This is a genomic window from Pseudomonas corrugata, from assembly GCF_050920615.1.
In the GTDB taxonomy this organism is placed as follows: domain Bacteria; phylum Pseudomonadota; class Gammaproteobacteria; order Pseudomonadales; family Pseudomonadaceae; genus Aquipseudomonas; species Aquipseudomonas corrugata.
The window spans coordinates 2303440-2327025 of sequence record NZ_CP130434.1; the positions used below are offsets into that span (position 1 = coordinate 2303440).

The 23586-nt window shown below is 62.1% G+C and carries 16 protein-coding genes; 5 read left to right on the forward strand and 11 right to left on the reverse strand.

Going from position 1 to position 23586, the window contains the following annotated elements:
• Positions 1-374: 374 nt before the first annotated feature.
• The 4 genes from QZH45_RS10590 to QZH45_RS10605 all read right to left on the reverse strand — a co-directional run bounded on the left by QZH45_RS10590 (position 375) and on the right by QZH45_RS10605 (position 5388).
• Positions 375-2045 (reverse strand): bifunctional protein-serine/threonine kinase/phosphatase, encoded by a 1671-nt coding sequence (locus QZH45_RS10590; protein ID WP_024776755.1) that lies wholly within the window; start codon positions 2043-2045, stop codon positions 375-377.
• Positions 2046-2054: 9 nt separating this feature from the next.
• The gene (locus QZH45_RS10595) at positions 2055-3266 is read right to left on the reverse strand and encodes a nitrate/nitrite transporter (RefSeq protein ID WP_024776756.1); all 1212 of its coding nucleotides are present in this window, start codon (positions 3264-3266) and stop codon (positions 2055-2057) included.
• Between the two features lie 321 nt (positions 3267-3587).
• A complete protein-coding gene (locus tag QZH45_RS10600; protein ID WP_024776757.1) occupies positions 3588-4163 on the reverse strand; it encodes an ANTAR domain-containing response regulator in 576 nt (191 codons plus the stop codon).
• A 13-nt stretch (positions 4164-4176) separates the two neighbouring features.
• Positions 4177-5388 carry a CmpA/NrtA family ABC transporter substrate-binding protein gene (locus QZH45_RS10605; RefSeq protein WP_024776758.1) on the reverse strand — a complete coding sequence of 404 codons (1212 nt, stop codon included), beginning with the start codon at positions 5386-5388 and terminating at the stop codon, positions 4177-4179.
• A 241-nt stretch (positions 5389-5629) separates the two neighbouring features.
• On the opposite strand from QZH45_RS10605, the gene QZH45_RS10610 reads away from it, so the two are divergent.
• Positions 5630-6649, forward strand: a complete 1020-nt coding sequence (locus QZH45_RS10610) for a quinone-dependent dihydroorotate dehydrogenase (protein ID WP_024776759.1) — start codon at positions 5630-5632, stop codon at positions 6647-6649.
• 199 nt (positions 6650-6848) lie between these two features.
• On the opposite strand, the gene rmf is transcribed toward QZH45_RS10610, so the two are convergent.
• A complete protein-coding gene (gene rmf, locus QZH45_RS10615; RefSeq protein WP_003223300.1) occupies positions 6849-7064 on the reverse strand; it encodes a ribosome modulation factor in 216 nt (71 codons plus the stop codon).
• A 533-nt stretch (positions 7065-7597) separates the two neighbouring features.
• On the opposite strand from rmf, the gene rlmKL reads away from it, so the two are divergent.
• Together rlmKL and QZH45_RS10625 are read left to right on the forward strand one after the other, a co-directional pair.
• Positions 7598-9883, forward strand: coding sequence for a bifunctional 23S rRNA (guanine(2069)-N(7))-methyltransferase RlmK/23S rRNA (guanine(2445)-N(2))-methyltransferase RlmL (rlmKL, locus tag QZH45_RS10620; protein ID WP_024776760.1), 2286 nt, complete (start codon positions 7598-7600; stop codon positions 9881-9883).
• A gap of 141 nt (positions 9884-10024) precedes the next feature.
• Positions 10025-12409: a sensor domain-containing diguanylate cyclase gene (locus QZH45_RS10625; protein WP_055136167.1), complete on the forward strand. Its 2385-nt coding sequence runs from the start codon at positions 10025-10027 to the stop codon at positions 12407-12409.
• A 229-nt stretch (positions 12410-12638) separates the two neighbouring features.
• Here the strand turns inward: QZH45_RS10625 and dacB are convergent, their stop codons facing one another.
• Positions 12639-14105: a D-alanyl-D-alanine carboxypeptidase/D-alanyl-D-alanine endopeptidase gene (gene dacB / locus QZH45_RS10630; RefSeq protein ID WP_055136168.1), complete on the reverse strand. Its 1467-nt coding sequence runs from the start codon at positions 14103-14105 to the stop codon at positions 12639-12641.
• A gap of 232 nt (positions 14106-14337) precedes the next feature.
• On the opposite strand from dacB, the gene QZH45_RS10635 reads away from it, so the two are divergent.
• Complete coding sequence (locus QZH45_RS10635) at positions 14338-14682, forward strand: YggL family protein (RefSeq protein WP_024776763.1); 345 nt, start codon at positions 14338-14340, stop codon at positions 14680-14682.
• 144 nt (positions 14683-14826) lie between these two features.
• On the opposite strand, the gene QZH45_RS10640 is transcribed toward QZH45_RS10635, so the two are convergent.
• The gene (locus QZH45_RS10640) at positions 14827-16017 is read right to left on the reverse strand and encodes a benzoate/H(+) symporter BenE family transporter (protein ID WP_024776764.1); all 1191 of its coding nucleotides are present in this window, start codon (positions 16015-16017) and stop codon (positions 14827-14829) included.
• A gap of 333 nt (positions 16018-16350) precedes the next feature.
• Between QZH45_RS10640 and QZH45_RS10645 the strand changes: the two genes are divergently transcribed.
• Positions 16351-17115 carry a GntR family transcriptional regulator gene (locus QZH45_RS10645; RefSeq protein WP_024776765.1) on the forward strand — a complete coding sequence of 255 codons (765 nt, stop codon included), beginning with the start codon at positions 16351-16353 and terminating at the stop codon, positions 17113-17115.
• Positions 17116-17220: 105 nt separating this feature from the next.
• On the opposite strand, the gene guaD is transcribed toward QZH45_RS10645, so the two are convergent.
• From guaD to xdhA, 4 genes are all read right to left on the reverse strand, one after another.
• Complete coding sequence (gene guaD / locus QZH45_RS10650; RefSeq protein WP_024776766.1) at positions 17221-18525, reverse strand: guanine deaminase; 1305 nt, start codon at positions 18523-18525, stop codon at positions 17221-17223.
• Positions 18526-18533: 8 nt separating this feature from the next.
• Entirely contained in the window at positions 18534-19376 is an 843-nt protein-coding gene (gene xdhC / locus QZH45_RS10655) for a xanthine dehydrogenase accessory protein XdhC (protein ID WP_053193681.1), read from the reverse strand.
• A 126-nt stretch (positions 19377-19502) separates the two neighbouring features.
• Positions 19503-21899: a xanthine dehydrogenase molybdopterin binding subunit gene (xdhB, locus tag QZH45_RS10660; RefSeq protein ID WP_055136037.1), complete on the reverse strand. Its 2397-nt coding sequence runs from the start codon at positions 21897-21899 to the stop codon at positions 19503-19505.
• The gene (gene xdhA / locus QZH45_RS10665) at positions 21892-23346 is read right to left on the reverse strand and encodes a xanthine dehydrogenase small subunit (RefSeq protein ID WP_024776769.1); all 1455 of its coding nucleotides are present in this window, start codon (positions 23344-23346) and stop codon (positions 21892-21894) included. Before xdhA ends, xdhB begins: the two co-directional genes overlap by 8 nt.
• Positions 23347-23586 lie beyond the last annotated feature (240 nt).

The following is a 23586-nucleotide window of genomic DNA, read 5'->3' on the forward strand; positions in this document are numbered from 1 at the left end:
TTTCACGAAAACAAAAAAAGGCGTCCCGCTAGTGTGCTAGCGAGGACGCCTTTGTCCTGGTCCCGTTCTCTCGGGAAGCACCGCCTTCATCGTTGGAGGCGTTGCTTTATGTCTGTTGGGATGGGATATGCAGTGGTTGTGCCAAGTGGCTCCAAGGCACGGATTTATTGCGGGAAGCGTGGGGCGGGGGTGTTGGAAGGGGATTTATTGCACCGAATCAAAGCGTGTCGCCCGGTAATGGAGCGTGGCAGACGATAGCTTTGTAGTGGCAGGCAGGCCGCCATCGCGAGCAAGCTTTGCTCCCACAGAGGATCTGCTGCCACTGGGGATCTGCTGTGGGAGCAAAGCTTGCTCGCGATGGGCGCGACCGGATTTCAGCTATGAAATACCAGGAACAGCAACACAATATTCACCACCAACGACACCAATGCCAATGTCCGCCAGACCTTCAACGGCTCGCGCTCCAGCAGCGGCCTGGGCCTGACGCTCAAGCTGCGACGCTCGCCTTGCTCCAGCAATAACAGCCATTCCTCGGCGGTCTCAAAGCGCTCGTCCGGATCCGCTGCAACAGCGCGTTCCAGGCTTTGTCCGAGCCATTCGGGCAGGTCCGGCCGATAGCGGCTGGCACTGACCGGCACGCCAAAGCGTGGTCGCTGGAATGCCTCGACTTCGCCGTAGGGATAGTGACCGGTCAGCAGGAAATACAGGGTCACACCGACGGCATACAAGTCCTGTTGTGCCGTCGGTGCGACACCGCCGAAGGCTTCCGGGGCGATATAACTGGGTGTACCCGGCAACACGTTGGCCTGGTCTTCGGACAGGCCGGGGCAGTACGCCAGCCCGAAATCCAACAGCCGCAGTTCGCCGTCGTCCCCCAGATGCAGGTTTTCCGGCTTGATGTCACGGTGGTAGATCTGCCGTCGATGCAGCAGGCCCACCGCCCGCACCAGCCGTTGCGCCAGGTCCAGCCACTGAGCCAAGGGCAAGGCGCCGGCCTGGTGGAACCGTTCGGCCAGGGTCATGCCCGGATATTCGCGCATCACGTAATACAGATGCTGGCGCTGGGGAACGCCATGAACTTCCGGAAACTGCCTTCCGGCGACCCGCTTGAGAAACCATTCTTCCGACAGCAATGCCTGCCCGGCCCGGCTGTCGTCCCGTAGCTGTCCTGGCAAGGTTTTCAGCAGCCACGGCTGGCCCTGGCCGTCGTGTACCCGGTAGAGCAGCGATTGCTGGCTCTGGCCGAGCAGCCTTTCGACCTGCCAACCCTCGAACGCCTGGCCCGGTTTCAGCGCCGGGGGGAGGGGCCATTGCTGCAGTTGGATCAGCGCATCGCCGATGCTCGCTTCGCCCAGCGTATCGACCCGTACCAGCAAGGCACTGGCGTTGTCCTGGCTGCCGGCCAGGTGCGCGGCGTTGACCAGCGTCTGGGCGGCAAGATTCAAGTCCGGCTGGTCCCGAAGGATGCCGGCAATGGCCGTATCCCCCAGAACCGCCCAGACGCCATCGCTGAGCAACACGAAAGTCTCTTCAGTGCGCAGTTCGCCGTCGAGGAAATCCAGAATCAAATGTTGATCCAGCCCCAGGGCGCGCTTGAGCACATGTTGCATGCCCTGCTGCTCCCAGACGTGATCCTCGCTGACCCGTTGCAGATGATCTGCGTGCCAGCGGTAGACCCGGCAATCGCCCACGTGGGCGAGGGTGAAGCGCCGGCCTCGCAGCACCAGGGCACTGACGGTGGTGAGCAACGGCTGCCCGCCCCCGTTGGCCTGTAACCAGCGATTCTGTGCCAGCAACAGCCGGTCCAGCGCTTGGGCCACGCCCCAGGTTTGCGGTGTGGAGTAATAATCCAGGGCCAGTGCCTGCAAGGTCGAACGGGCGGCCAGACCACCGTCGGCGCATTGGCTCACGCCGTCGGCGATGGCGAACAGGTAGCCTTTACTGGCGGCCAGGGCCGGGGCCGGGGTGACCAGGCGCAGGGCGTCCTGGTTTTCCTCTCGCGGGCCGATGGCCGTGGCTTCAGCGAAGCTCAGTTGCAGACTCATGGTTGCTGTTTATACCCGAGCGGCAGTGACAGCTGCCGAGCCCCAGGTGGTTCTCCAGCGACGCTTGACGCCGTACAGGCCGAACCAGGCCAGCACGCCCAGGCTGGCGAACAACCACAACGCCAATTGGTAGCTGCCAGTGCTTTGCTTGATTGCGCCCATGCTCGCCGCCAGGGCAAAGCCACCGATGCCGCCGGCCATACCGATCAGCCCTGTCATCACGCCGATTTCGCGACGGAAACGTTGTGGCACCAGTTGGAACACGGCGCCGTTGCCGGCACCGAGACCGAGCATGGTGCAGACGAACAGCGCCAGCGCCGCGTAGGAGTTCGGCAAGTTGAAACCCACCGCTGCGATGCAGATGGCCGCCACGGTGTACATGCCCAGCAAGGTGCGGATGCCGCCGAAACGGTCCGCCAGGGCGCCGCCCAACGGCCGCATCAGGCTGCCGCCGAAGACACAGGCTGCGGTGTAGTAGCCGGCGGTTACCGGGCTCAGGCCATATTGGTCGTTGAAATAGCCGGGCAGCGCGCTGGCCAGGCCGATGAAGCCGCCAAAGGTCACGCTGTAGAAGAACATGAACCACCAGCTGTCACGGTCACCCAGAGCCTTGAGGTAGTCGGCCATGGATTTGGCTTTCGGTCGCTCGGGAGCGTTTTTAGCCAGCAAGGCGAAGGCGATCAGGGTCAGAACCAGCGGGACCAGCGCGAAGCCGAACACGTTGCTCCAGCCGAAGGCGGCTGCCATCAGTGGTGCGAAGATCGCGGCCAGCACGGTGCCCGAGTTACCGGCACCGGCAATGCCCATGGCCTTGCCCTGGTGTTGCGGCGGATACCACTGAGAGGCCAACGGCAGGGCGACGGCGAACGACGCACCAGCCATGCCCAGGAACAGGCCCAGCAGCAGTGCCTGCTCGTAGCTGTGGATGCCCAGTTTCCAGGCGCAGAACAGCGCGCAGATCACGATCACCTGACCCACCATGCCGGCGGTTTTCGGTGAAGTCCGGTCGGCCAGCAGGCCCATGAACAGGCGCAATACGGCGCCGGCCAGGATCGGTGTCGCCACCATCAGGCCTCGTTGCTGGGTAGTCAGATGCAAGTCCGTGGCAATTTGCACCGCCAGGGGCCCGAGGAGGTACCAGACCATGAAACTCAGGTCGAAATAGAGGAAGGCCGCGAACAGGGTCGGGGTGTGGCCGGATTTCCAGAAGCTTGAATTCATCGCGCACCTCAGCTGTAAAAGTCTCGAGAAATGAGTCAGTGCTCAGAGCAGTGCGCCGTCTGTGGTCGCACCACCGGCCCCGAAGAGCCAAAACAAAAAAACGCCGCAACCCGGATTGCCAGCGAGGCAAGAAGGGTGTGCGACGTCTTTGTCGTAGGTGGGGCAACCGCCGTTGGTTACCTGTGGGGATGCTTAAGCGAGATCTGTGCCAACAGCAGGTATCGAGGGGAGGTCATCGCGAGCAGGTGGATTGGGCGGTACTCGGAATCCTTGTGGGAGCGAGCCTGCTCGCGATAGCGCCGGGCCAGGCGCCGCGGGGTCTCAGCCCAGCAACTCATTCATCGCAATGATCTGCTCGGCCACCTGGATCAGCTTCTGCTGGCGACTCATGGCCTGGCGGCGCATCAGGGTATAGGCCTGTTCTTCGTTGCAGTCCTTCATCTTCATCAGCATGCCCTTGGCCAGTTCGATGCGTTTGCGTTCGGCCAGTTGCTGGTCCCGGGCCAGGAGCTGGGCGCGCAGGGCCTGGTCGCTTTCAAAGCGGGCCATGGCCACGTCCAGGATCGGTTGCAGGCGTGCGGCGTGGATGCCTTCGACGATGTAGGCACTCACCCCCGACTTGATCGCCTGGCGCATCACATCCGGGTCGTGCTCATCGGTAAACATGACGATCGGTCGTGGCTGGTCGCGGCTGACCAGCACCACTTGTTCCATGACATCCCGTCCGGGTGACTCGGTATCGATCAGGATCACATCCGGACGCACTGTTTCGACGCGTTCCGGCAGGTCGATGGTCAGTCCGGATTCGTCAATGACGTCGAACCCGGCTTCCACCAGGGCTGCCTTGAGGCGGCCGACTTTTTTCGCGGTGTCGTTGATCAGCAGGATACGCAGCATGGTCGGGCTCCTGTCAGCGGCTGGCGAAAAGGGGAGCCGCATCGCTCAAGGCGTGCAGTTTGAAGCTGCGGGCATACCCGGCCGGATTCGAGCCGTCCCAGATAGTGCCGTCGATCAACTGGCTGCTGCGCATGTCCGGGTGAGTGGACGAAATGCCCAGTGCCGTGCACGCCTGGCGATACAGTTCGAGCTGCTGGACCTCCTGTGCCACGGCCAGGTAGTCCGGGTCTTCCCGCAACAGGCCCCAGCGTCGGAACTGGGTCATGAACCACATGCCGTCGGACAGATAGGGCACGTTCACCTCGCCGTTACCATGGAAGCGCATGGCATGGGGATCCTGCCAGCTATTGCCAAGGCCATCGGCATAGATCCCCAGCAGACGGGGTTCGATGCAGTCCAGCGGGGCATCGAGGTATTCGGGGGCGCTCAACAATTGTGCGGTACTGCGGCGGTTCTCGGTGCTCTGCTCGATGAAACGGCTGGCCTCGAGGATCGCCATCACCAGCGCTCGCGCCGTATTGGGGTATTGCTCGACGAACCCGCGGGTACAGCCCAGGACTTTTTCCGGGTGATCAGGCCAGATGGTTTGGGTCGTCGCCAGGGTGAAGCCGAGGTTCTGTTTTACCGCACTGGCGCACCAGGGCTCGCCGACGCAGAGTCCGTCGATACGCCCGGCCTGCAAGTGCGCAATCATCTGCGGCGGCGGGACCACTACGCTGTCGACATCCGACAAGGGATGAATGCCCTGGGCGGCGAGCCAGTAGTAAAGCCACATCGCGTGGGTGCCAGTGGGGAATGTCTGGGCGAAGGTCAGTTTCGGGCGAGTTTGGTGCACGTGGCGTTCCAGTGCCTCAGGACTGGTCACGCCCATCGCCTGCAAGCCGTGGGAGAGGTTGATGCTCTGGCCGTTCTGGTTCAGCCCCATCAGTACGGCCATGTCGGTCGGCGCGACACCGCCGATGCCCAGGTGCACGGCATAGATCAGACCGTACAGGCTGTGGGCCGCGTCGATTTCACCGCTGACCAGCTTGTCCCGCAGGTTGGCCCAGGACGTCTGGCGCTTGAGGTTCAAGGTCAGGCCGTAGGGTTGGGCGAAGCCCTGGGTGGCGGCCACCACCACCGGGGCGCAATCACTCAAGGCCATGAAGCCGAGATCGATTGCGCTTTTTTCCGGAGCGTCGCTGCCGTTGACCCAGGCCAGGGGGTTGGCTGGAATTTCATTCATCTGGGCATCACCTTCCACATAAAAACGCGCCGTACCCGGATGACTGCCGGAGCAAGGCCGGATGACGACGCCGTTGTCCTTTAAACCGTGTGGCACTCATTCCATCGCTGGCATGAGCGTCGATGAGCAAAGGGGTGCAAGGCATATGCCATCGGCGCTGTTTTGCGCAGGCACCTCGCTTGAACCGCGGTTGCGCGGCTATAATCGCCGCCTCATTTCGTCGCCCGAGTCAAAGCCGCCCATGTACACCCTGGCCCGTGAACTGCTGTTCAAACTCTCCCCGGAAACCTCCCACGATCTGTCCCTGGACCTGATCGGCGCGGGCGGACGTTTGGGCCTCAATGGTCTGTTGTGCAAGGCACCTGCAACGTTGCCGGTGAATGTGATGGGCCTGCAATTCCCCAATCCGGTCGGGCTGGCAGCGGGCCTGGACAAGAACGGCGCGGCCATCGATGGCTTCGCACAATTGGGTTTCGGCTTCGTGGAGATCGGCACCGTCACGCCACGGCCACAACCAGGCAACCCCAAGCCACGGCTGTTTCGCCTGCCGCAGGCCGAGGCGATCATCAACCGCATGGGTTTCAACAACCTCGGCGTCGACCATCTGCTGACCCGCGTGGCTGCCGCCAAGTACAAGGGCGTGTTGGGCATCAACATCGGCAAGAACTTCGACACGCCGGTGGAGCGTGCCGTCGACGACTACCTGATCTGCCTGGACAAGGTCTACGCTCACGCCAGCTATGTCACTGTCAACGTCAGCTCCCCGAACACCCCGGGGCTGCGTAGCCTGCAGTTCGGTGACTCCCTCAAGCAACTGCTGGCCGATCTGGCCCGGCGCCGGGCTGAGCTGGCGGTGATCCATGGCCGGCATGTTCCGTTGGCTATCAAGATCGCGCCGGACATGACCGACGAAGAAACCGCCCAGGTGGCCCAGGCCCTGGTCGAGACCGGCATGGACGCGGTGATCGCCACCAACACCACACTGGGCCGCGAAGGGGTCGAAGGGCTGGAGCACGGTGACGAAGCGGGCGGGTTGTCCGGTGCGCCGGTGCGTGACAAGAGCACTCACACCGTAAAGGTGCTGGCCGGGGAGTTGGCGGGACGCTTGCCGATCATCGCAGCCGGTGGGATCACCGAAGGACGGCATGCCGCCGAGAAGATCACCGCAGGGGCGAGCCTGGTGCAGATTTACTCGGGCTTCATCTACAAGGGGCCGGCGCTGATTCGCGAGTCGGTGGATGCGATTGCGGCGTTGGGCTGATTTCGCAACTGGCAGATACTTCTGTGGCGAGGGGATAAATCCCCTCGCCACAACAGTGTTCGCAACTGGTTTCCGATGGGCATTAAAAAGGGCTCCTCGAAGGAGCCCCTGGGCCGGAGCCCGCCGTCCGGATGGGACGCGCGTGGTTAAATCGTTGTGTGGATCGAAATTGTCGAGTTCCTGAGTATTGAGCCCTGTGTCAGCCGACGGCGTGAAGTTCGTTGAGTCTGTGGATACCCGCAGTGCCGGTCATACCGTCCCAGTTGTCGCCGCGTCCTTCTCGCCAGCCATTGATCCAGGCTTGACGTACCGACGGTAGAGTAAAGGGGCAAAGCTCACGGGATTTACCACCAACACCATATTGGTAACCGCGTAAAAATGCTCTTTCCAACGGATCACGCTTAAGTCTTCTCATAGGGTATTGCCCTCACTTGTTGACTGTTACTTCGCGTCGGCCTCTGTTGAGGCCGGGGCAGAATCATTCTGCCGTTGGTGGCTCGTTGCCGGCGTGACGAGCCAAGGTGTTGGCGCCGTTGTGACGTCAACCTGTGTTGAGTTCTAACCAAAGCGTCACATGGATGGAATGATCGTTTTGTCATAAGCACGTAACATTAAAGATGTTAGGGCGATAAGTAACAGAGTGTTCGGCGTCCGCTTTTGAGCAAGACCCCTGTATGATCGGCCCTGCGCTGAAAGGCGTGGTCTTTTTTTGGATGAGAATGTCCCCCTGTTGCACTCGGGTACTATTCGACGAAAGGGGCGAGTTTTTCACTATTTGTTACACCGAATTTTTTATCTGCCCCTGCATCTAAGCTCTTTTAACCTGAGCGGCGAGGGTGGGACGGCACACCTTCGTGCCACCGGGTGCTCTTGAGAAAAGCACCTGATTGAACCTGACCCGGCAATGCGTTGCCCCGGTCCACTTAGCCAAAGGCTCTGGAACTCCCCATGTCCGATCGTTTCGAACTCTTCCTCACCTGCCCCAAGGGCCTCGAAGGCCTGCTTCTCGAGGAAGCCATCGGGCTTGGCCTTGAAGAGGCGCGCGAGCACACCTCTGCCGTTCGCGGCATGGCCGACATGGAGACGGCCTATCGCCTGTGCCTGTGGTCGCGCCTGGCCAACCGCGTGCTGCTGGTTCTCAAGCGTTTTCCGATGAAAAACGCCGAGGACCTGTACCACGGCGTGCTGGACGTCGACTGGCAGGACCACATGCTGGCCGATGGTACCCTGGCGGTAGAGTTCAGCGGCCATGGCTCGGGCATCGACAATACCCACTTCGGTGCCTTGAAGGTCAAGGATGCCATCGTCGACAAGCTGCGTACGCCCTCCGGCGAGCGGCCATCCATCGACAAGCTCAACCCGGACCTGCGTATTCACCTGCGCCTGGATCGCGGTGAAGCGATCCTCTCCCTGGACCTGTCCGGTCACAGCCTGCACCAGCGTGGTTATCGCCTGCAGCAAGGTGCCGCGCCGCTGAAGGAGAACCTCGCCGCCGCCATCCTGATCCGTGCCGGCTGGCCGCGCATTGCCGCTGAAGGCGGCGCCCTGGCCGACCCGATGTGCGGCGTCGGCACCTTTCTGGTGGAAGCGGGCATGATTGCCACCGACATGGCGCCGAACCTGCGTCGTCAGCAGTGGGGCTTCACCGCGTGGCTGGGCCATGTGCCGGCGCTGTGGAAGAAGCTCCACGAAGAAGCCACCGCCCGCGCCGCCGCCGGTTTGGCCAAGCCACCTCTGTGGATTCGCGGCTATGAAGCCGACCCACGGCTGATCCAGCCAGGTCGCAACAACGTCGAGCGTGCCGGCCTGAGCGAGTGGATCAAGATCTATCAAGGCGAAGTCGCCACATTCGAGCCACGTCCCGACCAGAACCAGAAAGGCCTGGTGATCTGCAACCCACCGTATGGCGAACGCCTGGGTGATGAGGCCAGCCTGCTTTACCTCTACCAGAACCTCGGCGAACGCCTGCGCCAGGCGTGCCTGAACTGGGAGGCGGCGGTGTTCACCGGCGCGCCGGACCTGGGCAAGCGCATGGGCATTCGCAGCCACAAGCAATATTCTTTCTGGAACGGTGCCTTGCCGTGCAAACTGCTGCTGATCAAGGTGCTGCCGGACCAGTTCGTCACCGGCGAGCGTCGTACGCCGGAACAGCGTCAGGCCGAGCGCGAGCAGGCCCGCCTTGACCAGGAAGAGCAGGATCAGGCGCCCCAGGTACCGCAAGAGCGCCAGTACAACAAGAATGGCAACCCGATCAAGCCGACCCCCGCCCCCGCGCCTGTAGTCGAGCAGGCGCGTTTGAGCGAAGGCGGGCAGATGTTCGCCAATCGCCTGCAAAAGAATCTCAAGCAACTGGGAAAATGGGTCAAGCGCGAAGGCGTGGACTGCTATCGGGTCTATGACGCCGACATGCCGGAATACTCCATGGCGATCGACCTCTATCACGATTGGGTACACGTGCAGGAATATGCCGCGCCAAAATCCATCGACCCGGAAAAAGCCTCGGCCCGGCTGTTCGATGCCCTGGCGGCCATTCCCCAGGCGCTGAATGTCGACAAGAGCCACGTGGTGATCAAGCGTCGTGAGCGCCAGAGCGGCACCAAGCAATACGAGCGCCAGAGTGCCCAAGGCAAGTTCACCGAGGTCAATGAAGGTGGCGTGAAGCTGCTGGTCAACCTCACCGACTACCTGGACACTGGGCTGTTCCTCGATCACCGGCCGATGCGCCTGCGGATCCAGAAAGAGGCGACCGGCAAGCGCTTCCTCAACCTGTTCTGCTACACCGCGACCGCCAGCGTCCATGCCGCCAAAGGGGGAGCCCGGAGCACCACCAGCGTCGACCTGTCGAAAACCTACCTGGACTGGGCGCGACGTAACCTGTCGCTCAATGGTTTTTCGGACAAGAACCGTCTGGAGCAGGGCGACGTGATGGCCTGGCTTGAAGCCAGCCGTGACGAATACGACCTGATCTTCATCGACCCGCCGACTTTCTCCAACTCCAAGCGCATGGAGGGCGTGTTCGATGTGCAGCGCGATCACGTCCAGTTACTGGACTTGGCCATGGCTCGCCTGGCGCCGGGGGGCGTGTTGTATTTCTCCAACAATTTCCGCAAGTTCCAGCTTGAGGAGAACCTCGGCGAGCGCTACGCGGTGGAAGAAATAACCGCCGCAACCATCGATCCCGACTTTGCCCGCAACAGCAAAATCCACCGCGCCTGGAAAATCATGGCTCGTTGAGAATTCCGGATTGGATCCACGAAGCCTTGTAAATCAAGGCTTCCAGCCGATTTTAGGACTGGTCAAAGTGATGGCTAATAGCTATAACTGAGGCTGTGGCCAGGCCTGTACCGACGCCTGCCCCTTTTCGAGTTGTGTCCTATGGCATTGCATCCGGTGCGTCCCAGGATCCTGGGCTTTATCAGCGAAGATGTATCGGCCTGGCTGGTGGCTTCACTGGTCTTCCTGGCCGGCGCGCTCCTGACTGGTTTGCTGAGCTGGGCGATGATGAGCCTGTTCAATCAGCAACTTCGCCAGCGCTTCGAGTTGCAAGCCGAGGAGCGCTTCAGTCGTATCGAGGAAAGGTTCCAGGAGCAGGAGCAGCGTCTCGACAGTCTGAGGCGTTTCTTTGCCAATTCGGCGGCGGTTTCCGAAAAGGAATTCCACGGCTACGCCGAACCGTTGTTGCGGCGTACCCAGGCCTTTGCCTGGGTGCCACGAGTGCTCCGTGACGAGCGTCAGGCCTTCGAACAGCGGGAACGGAACAGGCGAATCAACCCGTTCATCATTCGTGAAACCGACGGTTCCGGCGGTTTGCGTCGGGCCGCGGAACGGGACGAGTATGCGCCGATCCTCTATGTGCAGTGCCAGGCTTCCCAAGAGTCAACGCTGGGTTTCGATCTGCTTTCCCATCCATTGCGTCGCGCCGTGCTCGAGCGGGCTCGTCGCCAGAACAGCCTGGCGGTATCGCAGCCGCTGGACCTGGTGGGGGTCGACCCGGCCTTTGTCCGTGGCGTGTTATTGGTGGCGCCGGTCACCCGGGCCCTGTCAACGGAGCCTTTCGGTTACGTGGTAGCGGCCATCAGCATGCGCCAACTGGTGGGCGATGGTCTGCCTTCGGTCAGTCATGACAATCTTTCGATGCGTGTCCTGGACCTGTCCGAGGCCGACCAGGAGGAGGTGCTGTTCGATTCTCCCGAGCCGCCGGGGGACAGTGACCTGGCAGCGATCCGCGTGTTGCGCCTGGCGGATCGTGACTACCGGGTAGAGTTACGGCCCAGCCGCATGTTCCTGTCGACCAACCATTCCACGATGGCGAGCCTGGTGGTATTGGGCGGTTTGCTCAGTTTCCTGCTCAGTGCCTTGCTCTACGTCCTGGTCAGCCAGCGCCAACGGGCCCTGACACTGGTGGAGCAACGTACCCAGGAGCTGCGCGCCCGGGAGCAGGAACTACGGGGCACCCACGGCCAGTTGCGCGGTGTGCTGGACGCCGCGACCCAGGTTGCGATCATCGCCACGGATCTGCGTGGCGTCATCACCACGTTCAATGCCGGCGCCGAACAGATGCTGGGCTACCAGAGCTGCGAAGTCCTGCAGAGCATGACCCTCGAGAGCCTCCACGTGCCCCGGGAACTCCAGGCCCGGGCCGCAGAGCTTGGCGCCCGGTTCGGCAAGCCGATTCCTACCTGTCACGCGATGCTGCTGGAGGGGGGCGAGGCGGGTGGCCAGCAGGCCCGGGAGTGGACCCTGGTACGGCATGACGGCAGTCACTTGACCGTGAATATGCTGGCCACGCCGGTGCTCGACGATCAGGGGCTCTGGGTCGGACACCTGGCGATCTGCATCGACATCACCGAACGCAAGCGCGTCCACGAGGCCCTGGCGGCCCGGGACTTGCTGTTGAAAAAGCTCAGTGCCCACGTGCCAGGCGGCATCTACCAGTTCAAAATGGATTTCAACGGCCGCTTCAGTGTGATCTATGCCAGCGATGGCATTCGTGACATCTACGAACTGGAGCCCAGTGTCTTGGTCCAGAACGCGGAGACCGTCTTCTCCCGTATCCATCCGCTGGACAACGCGCGGGTCCGTGCGTCGATCCGGGCCTCGGCCGACACCCTGAGCCCATGGCGCGAAGAGTATCGGGTGCAACTGCCACGGCGCGGCCTGCGCTGGGTGCGTGGCGAGGCGACGCCCGAGCAACTGCCGGGCGGTGGCGTGTTGTGGCACGGCTATGTCTCCGATATTTCCGATCTCAAGCGAGTGGAAGAGGAATTGCGGGCGCTCTCCGTGACCGATGCCTTGACCGGTATCCGCAATCGGCGTTATTTCCAGGAGCGCTTGAGTTCGGAAATGATACGGGTCGAGCGCGGCTCCGGGGAGCTGTCGGTCATCATGCTCGACATCGATCACTTCAAGCGTATCAATGACCAGCACGGCCATGCGGTGGGTGACCGGGTGTTGCAGGCGGTTTGCCAGCGTGTCACCCAGCGCCTGCGGCGTACCGATGTCTTTTGTCGGTTGGGCGGGGAAGAGTTCGTGGTGCTGTGTCCCGACACCGACGGCGAAAGCGCCCATGCCTTGGCCATTGGGCTGTGGGAGGGACTGCGCGGGGCGGAGATCGAAGATGTGGGCGTTGTCACCGCCAGCTTCGGTATTGCCAGCTGGCGTGTCGGGGAGGGCGCGGATGCCCTGCTGTTGCGGGCTGACTCGGGTGTTTACGTGGCCAAGCAGGCCGGGCGGGATCGGGTCGAGATGCAGGTGGGGTAAACGACCGGTGAACAAGTGGGAGCGAGCTTGTCGCGATAGCGGGCGTGTCGGTTGACGGCTGTTTGGACTGATCCACCGTCATCGCGAGCAGGCTCGCTCCCACCCGGACCCCGGCGGACACAGACCCATGCACCCCATCAGACCCCTGTGGGAGCGAGCCTGCTCGCGATAGCGTCAGCTCAGCCCCACGCATGCCAGTTGAATGGCGGCTATCGCGAGCAAGCTTGGATCAGAGCGCCGAAGCCGTCTGCGGCAGTTTCGGCTGGCGGTACAGGTCCAGCAGGACCTGGTCCAGCACCGACGAAGCGCCCCATGGCTTCGGATCGTTGAGGATCGCCACCACCGCCCAGGTGTTGCCGTTGACGTCACGGCTGAACCCGGCAATGGCACGCACGGTGTTCAGGGTGCCGGTCTTGATGTGGGCTTCGCCGGCCATGGCCGTGGTCTTGAGGCGTTTGCGCATGGTGCCGTCGGTGCCGACAATCGGCATCGAACTGATGTACTCGGCCGCGTAGGGGCTGCGCCAGGCGGCCTGCAGCATTGCTGCCATTTCGCGCGCGCTGACCCGTTCGGCGCGGGACAGGCCGGAGCCGTTCTCCATCACCAGGTGCGGTGCGGTGATGCCTTTCTTGGCCAGCCATTGGCGCACGACCCGTTGCGCAGCCTTGGCGTCGTCACTGTCGGCTTCGTTGCGGAACTGCGCGCCAAGGCTCAGGAACAATTGCTGGGCCATGGTGTTGTTACTGTATTTGTTGATGTCGCGGATGATCTCCGCCAGGTCTGGCGAGAACGCCCGGGCCAGCACTTTGGCGTTGCTCGGGGTCGAGGCCAGACGGTCCTTGCCCTGGATGCTGCCGCCCAGTTCTTTCCAGATTGCCCGCACCGCACCGGCGGTATAAGTGGCGTGGTCCAGCAGCGACAGGTAGGTCTGGGAGCTGCAGCCATCGCCCAGCTGCCCGCCGACGGTCACGGCCACGCTGCCGTCCGGCTGGGGCACCGGGTTGTAGCGCACGCCGCCGGCGCATTGCTTGGAGTTGACTGCCTTGACCTGGTTGTCGATATGAATGCTGGCAATCGGTGGCTCCACCGACACCAGTACCCGGCCGCCATCATTGCGGGCAACGAAGCGCAACGCCTTGAGGTTGACCAGCAGGGAGTCGGGCTTGACCAGGAAAGGCTTGTTTTCGTCGTTGCCGTCGTCGTTGAACTCCGGCAATTGCGGCTGGATGAAGAAACCGCGGTCGAGCACCAGGTCGCCGGTGACCTGCTGTACGCCGTTGGCCCTCAAGTCGCGCATCAGCAGCCAGAGTTTTTCCATGTTCAGCTTGGGGTCGCCGCCGCCCTTGAGGTAGAGGTTGCCGTTGAGGATCCCGCCGCTGAGGGTGCCATCGGTGTAGAACTCGGTCTTCCACTGGTGATTGGGGCCGAGCATTTCCAGGGCGGCGTAGGTGGTCACCAGCTTCATGGTGGAAGCCGGGTTCACCGAGACGTCGGCGTTGTAGATGGTCGGGGTGCCTGGGCCATTGAGCGGCACCATTACCAGGGACAGCGCGTTGTCTTGCAGCTTGCTGGTCTTGAGGGCCTTCTGCACATTGGGCGACAGGGCAGTGTTGATCGTAGCGGCGCTGGTAGAAGCAGGGAGGGCCAGGGGAAGAAGAAGGCTGGCCAGAAGCATTGGACGCAAAGATTTGATCATTTGTAATAAAACCCTACGGGCGAGGGGAGAAAAACGAGGACATGAAAATGAACGTCCTCAACGGTCAAGAAAGTGTCGGCATTATGCCCCAACGCGCAACGGCATGTGCCGTGCCTGAGGCTTTCGTGAGGCAATTTTTTACCGACGGTAGGCCGATATGCCCGATCAACCGGGCAATCGTTGCACCAAACTGGTAAAGTGCCGGCCGTTATTACTTATGAGGATTGTTCTAATGGCGACTAACCGTTCCCGGCGTCTGCGCAAAAAGCTGTGTGTGGATGAATTTCAGGAGCTGGGGTTCGAACTGAACCTGGATCTCAAAGAAGATCTGGACGATGAGGCGATTGACGCTTTCCTCGACGCTTTCCTGAAAGAAGCCATGGAAGCCAACGGTCTGGGCTATGTCGGCGGTGACGACTACGGTCTGGTTTGCCTGCAGAAGCGTGGCTCGGTTTCCGAAGAACAACGTGCTGCCGTTGAAGCCTGGCTCAAGGGCCGTAGCGAACTGACCAACATGACCGTCAGCCCGCTGATCGACGTGTGGCACCCGGACATGCCGATCAACGCCAAGGCGTGATGTCCTGAACCGGCGGCCCGATTGGGCGCCGGTTTTTTTGCCTGATGATTGGGTTTTTGGTTGATCTTCAGGCCGCTATCGCGAGCAGGCTCGCTCCCACAATTGGATCGCGTTTCCCTGTGGGAGCGAGCCTGCTCGCGAGCTTTAGGCTTTACGCCAATTAAGAATCAGCAAGGTCAGCACCCCCGCCACAATCCCCCAGAACGCCGAACCGACGGAAAACAGCGTCAGTCCCGACGCCGTGACCATGAAGGTGATCAGCGCCGCTTCCCGTTCCCTGGCTTCGCTCATGGCGATGCTCAAGCCATTGATGATCGACCCGAACAGCGCCAGTGCCGCGATGGACAGCACCAGTTCCTTGGGCAACGCCGCGAACAACGCCGCCAGTGTGGCGCCGAACACCCCGGCAATCCCGTAGAAGATCCCGCACCAGACCGCCGCCGTGTAGCGCTTGTTGCGATCCTCGTGGGCATGGGGCCCCGTGCAGATGGCGGCGCTGATGGCCGCCAGGTTGATGCCATGGGAGCCGAACGGTGCCAGCAGCAGCGAGGCGATACCTGTGCTGGTGATCAGGGGGGAGGCCGGTACGTTGTAGCCATCTGCCCTGAGCACGGCGATGCCGGGCATATTCTGGGAGGTCATCGCCACGACGAACAGCGGAATGCCGATGCTGATGGTGGCCGCCAGGGAGAAGTGTGGCGTGGTCCAGAGCGGTGTCGCGACTTCAAGGGCGAAGCCGCTGAAGTCCAGCAGGCCCATCAGGCCTGACAGCGCGGTGCCGATCAGTAGCGCCGCCAGCACGGCATAGCGAGGCGACAGGCGCTTGACGATCAGGTAGGTGAAGAACATGCCCAGCACCAGGCCGGTGCGATGCTGGGTGGCGACGAAAATCTCGCTGCCGATCTTGAACAGGATGCCGGCCAGCAACGCCGCTGCCAGCGACGCCGGAATGCGCTTGACCAGGCGCTCGAAGCTGCCCGTCAGCCCGCAGATCGTCACCAGTACCGCGCAGGTGATATAGGCACCGATGGCCTCGCCATAGCTCACGCCGCCCAGGCTGGTAATCAGCAGTGCCGCACCGGGCGTCGACCAGGCGATGGTGACCGGCGTGCGGTAGCGTAACGACAGGCCGATGGAACATACCGCCATGCCAATGGAGATCGCCCAGATCCACGACGAAATCTGCCCGCTGGTCAGCCCCGCCGCCTGGCCGGCCTGGAACATCAGCACCAGGGAGCTGGTATAGCCGGTCATCATGGCGATGAACCCGGCAACAATGGCTGAGGGCGAGGTGTCGGCCAATGGGCGAAGTGGCGCAGTCGTGACTTCGGTCATGGTGGGCGGGGGTCCTTGGATAGATTATGTACTTGTAGGAGCAAGGCTTGCCCGCGATGACGGTGCCTGGGTTTCAAGGCTCACCGCGTCAGCTTCATCGCGAGCAAACCATGCTCCCACAGTTGCCACAGGTGTCACAGATTGAGGGTTTAAGCCTAAACTCAACCCAGTGGGCAATTGCAATACAGCCAAGCCCGTAAACAGCCGTACAGTCGTGTTGCCATCAGAGGTTGTGTACAATCGCCGTGTTTTTTACGCGATACTTGCCAGCGACCCGCTGTGCCGTATTACAGTCACGGTCAATTCGCCGCAGTTCTCCCGACCCGAGTGCCCATGAACGAACAGTTGCAGCCCCTCAAGAAACAACCGCGAGCAGGCAAAGCCGGCCGCAGCGGAACCCAGGACGATATCGTCTATGCACATATCTTCGAGGCTATCCTCGAACAGCGCCTGGCGCCGGGTACAAAGTTGAGCGAAGAGGCGCTGGGGGAGATTTTCGGAGTCAGCCGCACCATCATCCGTCGTGCGCTGTCGCGCCTGGCCCACGAGGGCGTGGTGTTGTTGCGGCCTAATCGCGGCGCGGTCGTTGCCAGCCCGAGTGTCGAAGAGGCTCGCCAGGTGTTCATGGCCCGGCGCCTGGTGGAACGGGCGATCACCGAGCTGGCGGTGCAGCACGCTACCGCCGAGCAGCTTGCCGAGTTGCGGCAGATGGTCAGCGACGAACGCGACAGTTTCTCCCGTGGCGACCGTGGCGCCGGCATCCGCCTGTCGGGTGAGTTCCATCTCAAACTGGCCGAAGCGGCGAGGAATGCACCGCTGATCAGCTTCCAGCGCAGCCTGGTGTCCCAGACTTCGCTGATCATTGCCCAATACGAAAGCGGCAACCGTTCCCATTGCTCCTATGACGAGCACACCCAGTTGATCGACGCCATCGAGGCGCGCGATGCGACGCTGGCGGTGGACCTGATGATGCACCACATGGACCACATCGACAGCAAGCTCAACCTCGACGAAGAGGGTGCGTCGGACGATCTGCACGCGGTGTTTTCGCACCTGTTGCAGAGCAAGAAGCCTGGGCGGTCGACGGCCAAGCTTTGATGGTCTGCTGAGGCAGTCATACCGAGTCGCCTTCATCGCGAGCAGGCTCGCTCCCACAGAGCGCCATAAATCCCCTGTGGGAGCGAGCCTGCTCGCGATAGCGGTCTAGCGTTGATGCACCAACCGCCCCGCCGCAAAGGTCTGCGCCACCGTTCGGTCATCCCCCAGCGTCATCAACACGAACAATATCTCGGCAATGTCCCGGGCCTGCTTCAGGCGATAGCTCAACAATGGCGTAGCGTTGTAGTCCAGCACCAGGAAGTCAGCATCGGTGCCCGGCTGCAAGGTGCCGATACGGTCTTCCAGGCGCAGGGCCCGGGCGCCGCCGAGGGTGGCCAGGTACAGCGATTTGAACGGGCTCAGCCGCGCGCCCTGCAACTGCATCACTTTGTAGGCTTCGTTCAGGGTCTGCAACAGCGAAAAACTGGTGCCGCCGCCGACGTCCGTGCCTAACCCCACGTTCACCTTGTGCTTCTCGGCCATCGGCAGGTTGAACAGCCCGCTGCCCAGGAACAGGTTCGAGGTCGGGCAGAACGCGATGGCCGAACCGGTTTCGGCCAGGCGTGCACACTCTTCGTCGCACAGGTGCACACCGTGGGCGAACACCGAACGTTCGCCGAGCAACCGGTAGTGATCGTAGACGTCCAGATAGCCCTTGCGCTCGGGAAACAGCGCCTTGACCCATTGCACTTCCTGCAGGTTTTCACTGATGTGGGTCTGCATGTACAGGTCCGGGTACTCCCCCAGCAACTGGCCGGCCAGCGCCAACTGTTCGGGTGTGCTGGTAGGGGCGAAGCGCGGGGTCACAGCGTAGTGCAGGCGGCCCTTGCCGTGCCAGCGCTCGATCAGCGCCTTGCTCTCGGTGTAGCTGGATTCGGCGGTGTCAGTCAGGTAGTCCGGAGCGTTGCGATCCATCATCACTTTACCGGCGATCATCCGCAGGTCGAGTTTCTCGGCTGCCTCGAAAAAGGCGTTCACCGACTGTGGGTGCACACTGCCAAACACCAGGGCCGTGGTGGTGCCGTTGCGCAGCAACTCTTTGATGAAGATATCGGCGACGGCTTCGGCGTGGGCCGGGTCGGCGAACTGGCGTTCACAGGGGAAGGTGTAGGTGTTGAGCCAGTCCAGCAGTTGTTCGCCATAGGCGCCCACCATGCCGGTCTGCGGCAGATGGATGTGGGTGTCGATGAAGCCGGGGGTAATCAGCGCGTCCGGGTAATGGGCGATTTCGATGTCCGCCGCCAGGCTCGGCAGCAGGTCATTGGCGTGGCCAAGGGCGCTGATCTGGCCGTTTTCCACCACCAGCAGGCCGTCCTCGAAATATTCATAAGAGGCTTCGAGGCCGACTTCGGCCGGGTCGGCGAGGCTGTGGAGCAGGGCGGCGCGGTAGGCTTTGCGTGTCGTGGGCATGGGCAATCTCAAGATTTGGCTTGGCTGCGACGCGAGGCCGGCAGCAGCTTGGCAATGGGTTCGGCGCGGGCGGTGTGCTGGCCGAAATCCGCGTTATAGGTGGCGATGATTTCACCGGCGATGGAGATGGCGATTTCCACAGGCAGCTTGCCTTTGACTTCGCCAATGCCCATCGGGCAACGCATGCGTTGCAAGGTGCCGCTGTCGAATCCGCGATCGCGCAGGCGGTGTTCGAACTTGACCCGCTTGGTCTTCGAGCCGATCAGGCCGAAGTAGGCGAAGTCGTTGCGCTTTAGGATCGCCGCGCTCAGCTCCAGATCGAGCTGATGGTTGTGGGTCATGACGATGCAGTAGCTGCCGGCGGGCAATTCATCGACCTCGTCCAGCGGGTCTTCGCTGACGATTTTCTGTACGCCATGGGGCAATTGTTCAGGGAACTCGGCTTCCCGCGAGTCGATCCAGCGCACCCGACAAGGCAGGCTCGCCAGCAGTGGCACCAGGGCCCGGCCGACATGACCGGCGCCGAACACGGCAATCTGCGCCTGCACCTGACCCATGGGCTCGAACAGCAATACGGTCACGCCGCCACAGCACTGGCCCAGACTGGCACCTAGGCTGAAGCGCTCCAGATGCGTGCCCTGCTGGCCGCTGGCGAGCATTTGCCGGGCGATCTCCATGGCCTTGTATTCCAGGTGCCCGCCACCGATGGTGTCGAACGTCTGGCTGGCGCTGATGACCATCTTCGAACCGGCGTTGCGCGGGGTCGAGCCGAGTTCTTCGATGATCGTCACCAGCACGCAGGGTTCACCGCGGGTTTGCAGGTCGGCGAGGGCGCTGATCCAGTTGTACATGTTCACCTCGACATCTCTTTTGTCTGTCCCGGCCTCATCGCGAGCAAGCTCGGCTCCCACAGGAACTCTGTTAACTCTGAGACCCCTTGTGGGAGCCGAGCTTGCTCGCGATAGCCGCGCCGCGGTCTAGAGCGAAGCCATCTCGGTTTCAGGCTCTACCGCCTTCACCTTCAACCCGCGCATCTGCTCACAGCCCCACAACACCCGTTCCGGTGTCGCCGGGGCGTCGATTTTCGGCTGGTGTCGGTAATCTCCCAGGCTCGCCACGGCATCCTTGATCGCACACCACGCGGCGATGCCGAGCATGAACGGCGGCTCGCCCACGGCCTTGGAATGGAACACCGTGTCTTCGGGGTTCTTGCGGTTCTCCACCAGCTTGACCCGCAGGTCCAGTGGCATGTCGGCCACGGCCGGGATCTTGTAGCTGGCCGGGCCGTTGGTCATCAGCTTGCCCTTGTCGTTCCACACCAGCTCTTCCATGGTCAGCCAGCCCATGCCCTGGATGAATCCGCCCTCGACCTGTCCGGTATCGATGGCCGGGTTCAGCGAGGCGCCGACGTCGTGGAGGATGTCGGTGCGCAGCATCTTGTATTCGCCGGTGAGGGTATCGACGATCACCTCTGCACACGCCGCACCATAGGCGTAGTAGTAGAACGGCCGGCCACGGGCCTGGCTGCGGTCGTAGTAGATCTTCGGGGTCTTGTAGAATCCGGTGCTCGACAACGAGACTTGGGCAAAGTACGCCTGTTGCACCAGCGCTTCGAACGTCAGGATGTGATCGCGCACCCGCACATGGCCGTTGTGGAACTCCACGTCTTCTTCACTGACCTTGTACTGTCGTGCGGCGAACTCCACCAGGCGCCGCTTGATGGTTTCGGCGGCATTCTGCGCGGCTTTGCCGTTCAGGTCGGCGCCGCTGGATGCCGCGGTAGGAGAGGTGTTCGGTACTTTGTCGGTGTTGGTCGCGGTGATCTGCACCCGGTCCATTTCCACTTGGAACACCTCGGCCACCACCTGCGCAACCTTGGTGTTGAGCCCCTGGCCCATTTCGGTGCCGCCATGGTTCAGGTGGATGCTGCCGTCGGTGTAGACGTGGATCAAGGCACCTGCCTGGTTGAGGAAGCTGGCGGTGAACGAGATGCCGAACTTGACCGGCGTCAGCGCCAGGCCCTTTTTCAGGATCGGGCTGCCTGCGTTGTAGCGACGGATCGCTTCGCGCCGTTCGGCGTACTGGCTGCTTTCTTCCAGCTCGGCGGTCATTTCCTCGAGCATGTTGTGCTCGACGGTCTGGTAGTAGTGGGTGACGTTGCGCTCGGTCTTGCCGTAGTAGTTGACCTTGCGCACCGCCAGCGGATCGAGCCCCAGGTGCCGGGCAATGGCGTCCATGACTTCTTCGATGGCGACCATCCCCTGCGGGCCGCCGAAGCCACGGTAAGCGGTGTTCGACGCGGTGTTGGTCTTGCAGCGGTGGCCGTTGATGGTCGCGTCGCCCAGGTAATAGGCGTTGTCGGCATGGAACATCGCTCGATCGACAATCGACGCCGACAGGTCCGGCGAGCAGCCGCAGTTGCCGGCCAGTTCCAGGGCGATGCCGTGCAGGCGTCCGCGGCTGTCGAAGCCCACGTCGTATTCGATGTAGAAAGGATGACGCTTGCCGGTCATCAGCATGTCTTCGACCCGGGGCAGGCGCATCTTGGTCGGCTGGCCGGTGAGGTGCGCGATCACCGCGCACAGGCAGGCCGGGCTGGCAGCCTGGGTTTCCTTGCCGCCAAAGCCGCCACCCATGCGGCGCATGTCCACCACGACCTTGTTCATCGACACGCCCAGCACCTCAGCCACCAGTTTCTGCACTTCGGTGGGGTTCTGGGTGGAGCAGTAGACAATCATTCCGCCGTCTTCGGTGGGCATCACCGAGGAGATCTGGGTTTCCAGATAAAAGTGCTCTTGGCCGCCGATGTGCAGCGAGCCCTGGATGCGATGTTCGGCACTCGCCAGTGCGGTGGCTGAATCGCCGCGTTGATGGGTATGGCTGTCGAGCACGAAATGCCGTTTGCGCAGGGCTTCGACCACGTCCAGCACCGGCTCCAGGTCTTCATATTCGATGATCGCGGCCATCGCCGCGTTGCGTGCGGTTTCCAGGTCCCTGGCGGCAACGGCCAATACCGGCTGGCCGACGAACTGCACATCGTCAATCGCCAGCAGCGGATCGCCAGGCAACAATGGGCCGATGTCCTTGAGGCCCGGGATGTCTTCGTGGGTAATGGCGATGCGCACGCCTTCGAAGGCGTAGCAGGGCGTGGTATCGATGCGCAGGATCCGGGCGTGGGCGCGGTCCGACAGTCGCGCGTAGACGTGCAGTTGGTTAGGGAATTCGAGACGATCATCGATGTACTGCGCTTCACCGGTCACATGCTTGGCGGCGCTGTCATGCTTGACGCTACGGCCGACGCCAGTGGTCAGGTCGCGGACGAACATCTCGGCCAGTTCGGCCTGGGTCTTTTCTACGGTGTGATGGTTAGACATAAGCGGTCACCCGAGTCTCGATGTGCGGCGTTTGCAGTTCGATGAAGTATTTGCGCAGCAGGTTGCGGGCGCCGAGCAGGCGATATTCCTTGCTGGCGCGGAAGTCCGACAGCGGCGTGAAATCTTCGGCCAGGGCGGCGCAGGCGCGCTCCAGGGTACTGTCGTTCCACTGCGCGCCGATCAATGCGGCTTCACAATGCTTGGCACGCTTGGGAATGGCGGCCATGCCGCCGAAGGCCACGCGGGCATCGCGGACCACGCCATTGTCGATGCGCAGGTTGAATGCGGCGCACACTGCGGAGATGTCATCGTCCAGTCGCTTGGACACCTTGTAGGCACGGAACGCCTGCTCGGCGCTGGCCCGTGGCACGATGATTTTTTCGATGAATTCGCTTTCCTGGCGGGCGGTGACCCGGTATTCGATGAAGTAATCCTCCAGCGCCAGGGTGCGACGGACCTGGCCCTTGCACAGCACGATCTGCGCGCCAAGGGCGATCAGCAGAGGTGGCGAGTCACCGATGGGCGAGGCATTGCCGATGTTGCCGCCCAGGGTGCCCTGGTTGCGGATCTGCAACGAGGCGAAGCGCTGCAACAGTTCACCGAAGTCCGGGTACTCGGCTTTGAGCGCCTCATAGCAATCGGAAAGCGCGGTGGCGGCACCGATTTCCAGGCGATCGTCGAAGCGCTCGATGCGCTTGAGTTCAGCGACGTTACCCACGTAGATCATCACCGGCAGGGTGCGGTGGAACTGGGTGACTTCCAGGGCCAGATCGGTGCCGCCGGCCAGCAGGCGCGCCTGGGGATAGGCGTCGTAGAGATCGGCCAGATCGGCCACGGTCAGCGGCACCAGGCAACGTTTATCGCCACAGTTGAGCTCGCCGGTTTCCTTGGGAGCGATGGCTTTGAGGCGAGCGATAGTCTCGGCCTCGCGGGTGTCGAACTGGTCGGGTTGCTTGCCGCTGCAGGCCTGTTCGGCGGCAGCCAGGATCGGCCGGTAGCCGGTGCAGCGACACAGATTGCCGGCCAGCGCTTCATGGGCCTTGTGGGCGTCAGGTTGATCGCTGTTCTTTTGCAGGGCAAACAGTGACATGACGAAACCCGGTGTGCAGAAGCCGCATTGCGAGCCGTGGCAATCGACCATCGCCTGCTGGACGCTGTGCAACCGGCCCTGGTGCTTGAGGTCTTCGACGCTGATCAACTGCTTGCCGTGCAGGGACGAGACGAAGGTCAGGCACGCATTGAGGCTGCGATAGCGAATGCGCGAGCGGCCGCTTTCATCCATGTCCAATTCGCCCACCACCACGGTGCAGGCACCGCAGTCGCCGCTGGCACAACCCTCTTTGGTGCCGGATTTACCAGCATGCTCGCGCAGATAGTTGAGCACGGTCAGGTTCGGGTCCAGGGTGTGCTCGCTACGGAGTTCCTGGTTGAGTAAAAACTGGATCACGGAAGGCCTCGCAGATTCATTATTGTTGTATCGACGTAGGCCGAATTTAGCAGGTCTGACTTTTCGGTCAACGTTTTTCTGACTTGAAGGTCAGGAAAATCCGGTTTGTCGATGAGCAACGTTCTATAGACACTGTAGAACCTTGTGGGAGCCGAGCTTGCTCGCGATGGCGGTGGCACATTCAACAGGGATGGAGGCCGGCATGGCCATTGCGAGCAAACTCGGTTCCCACAGAACCTT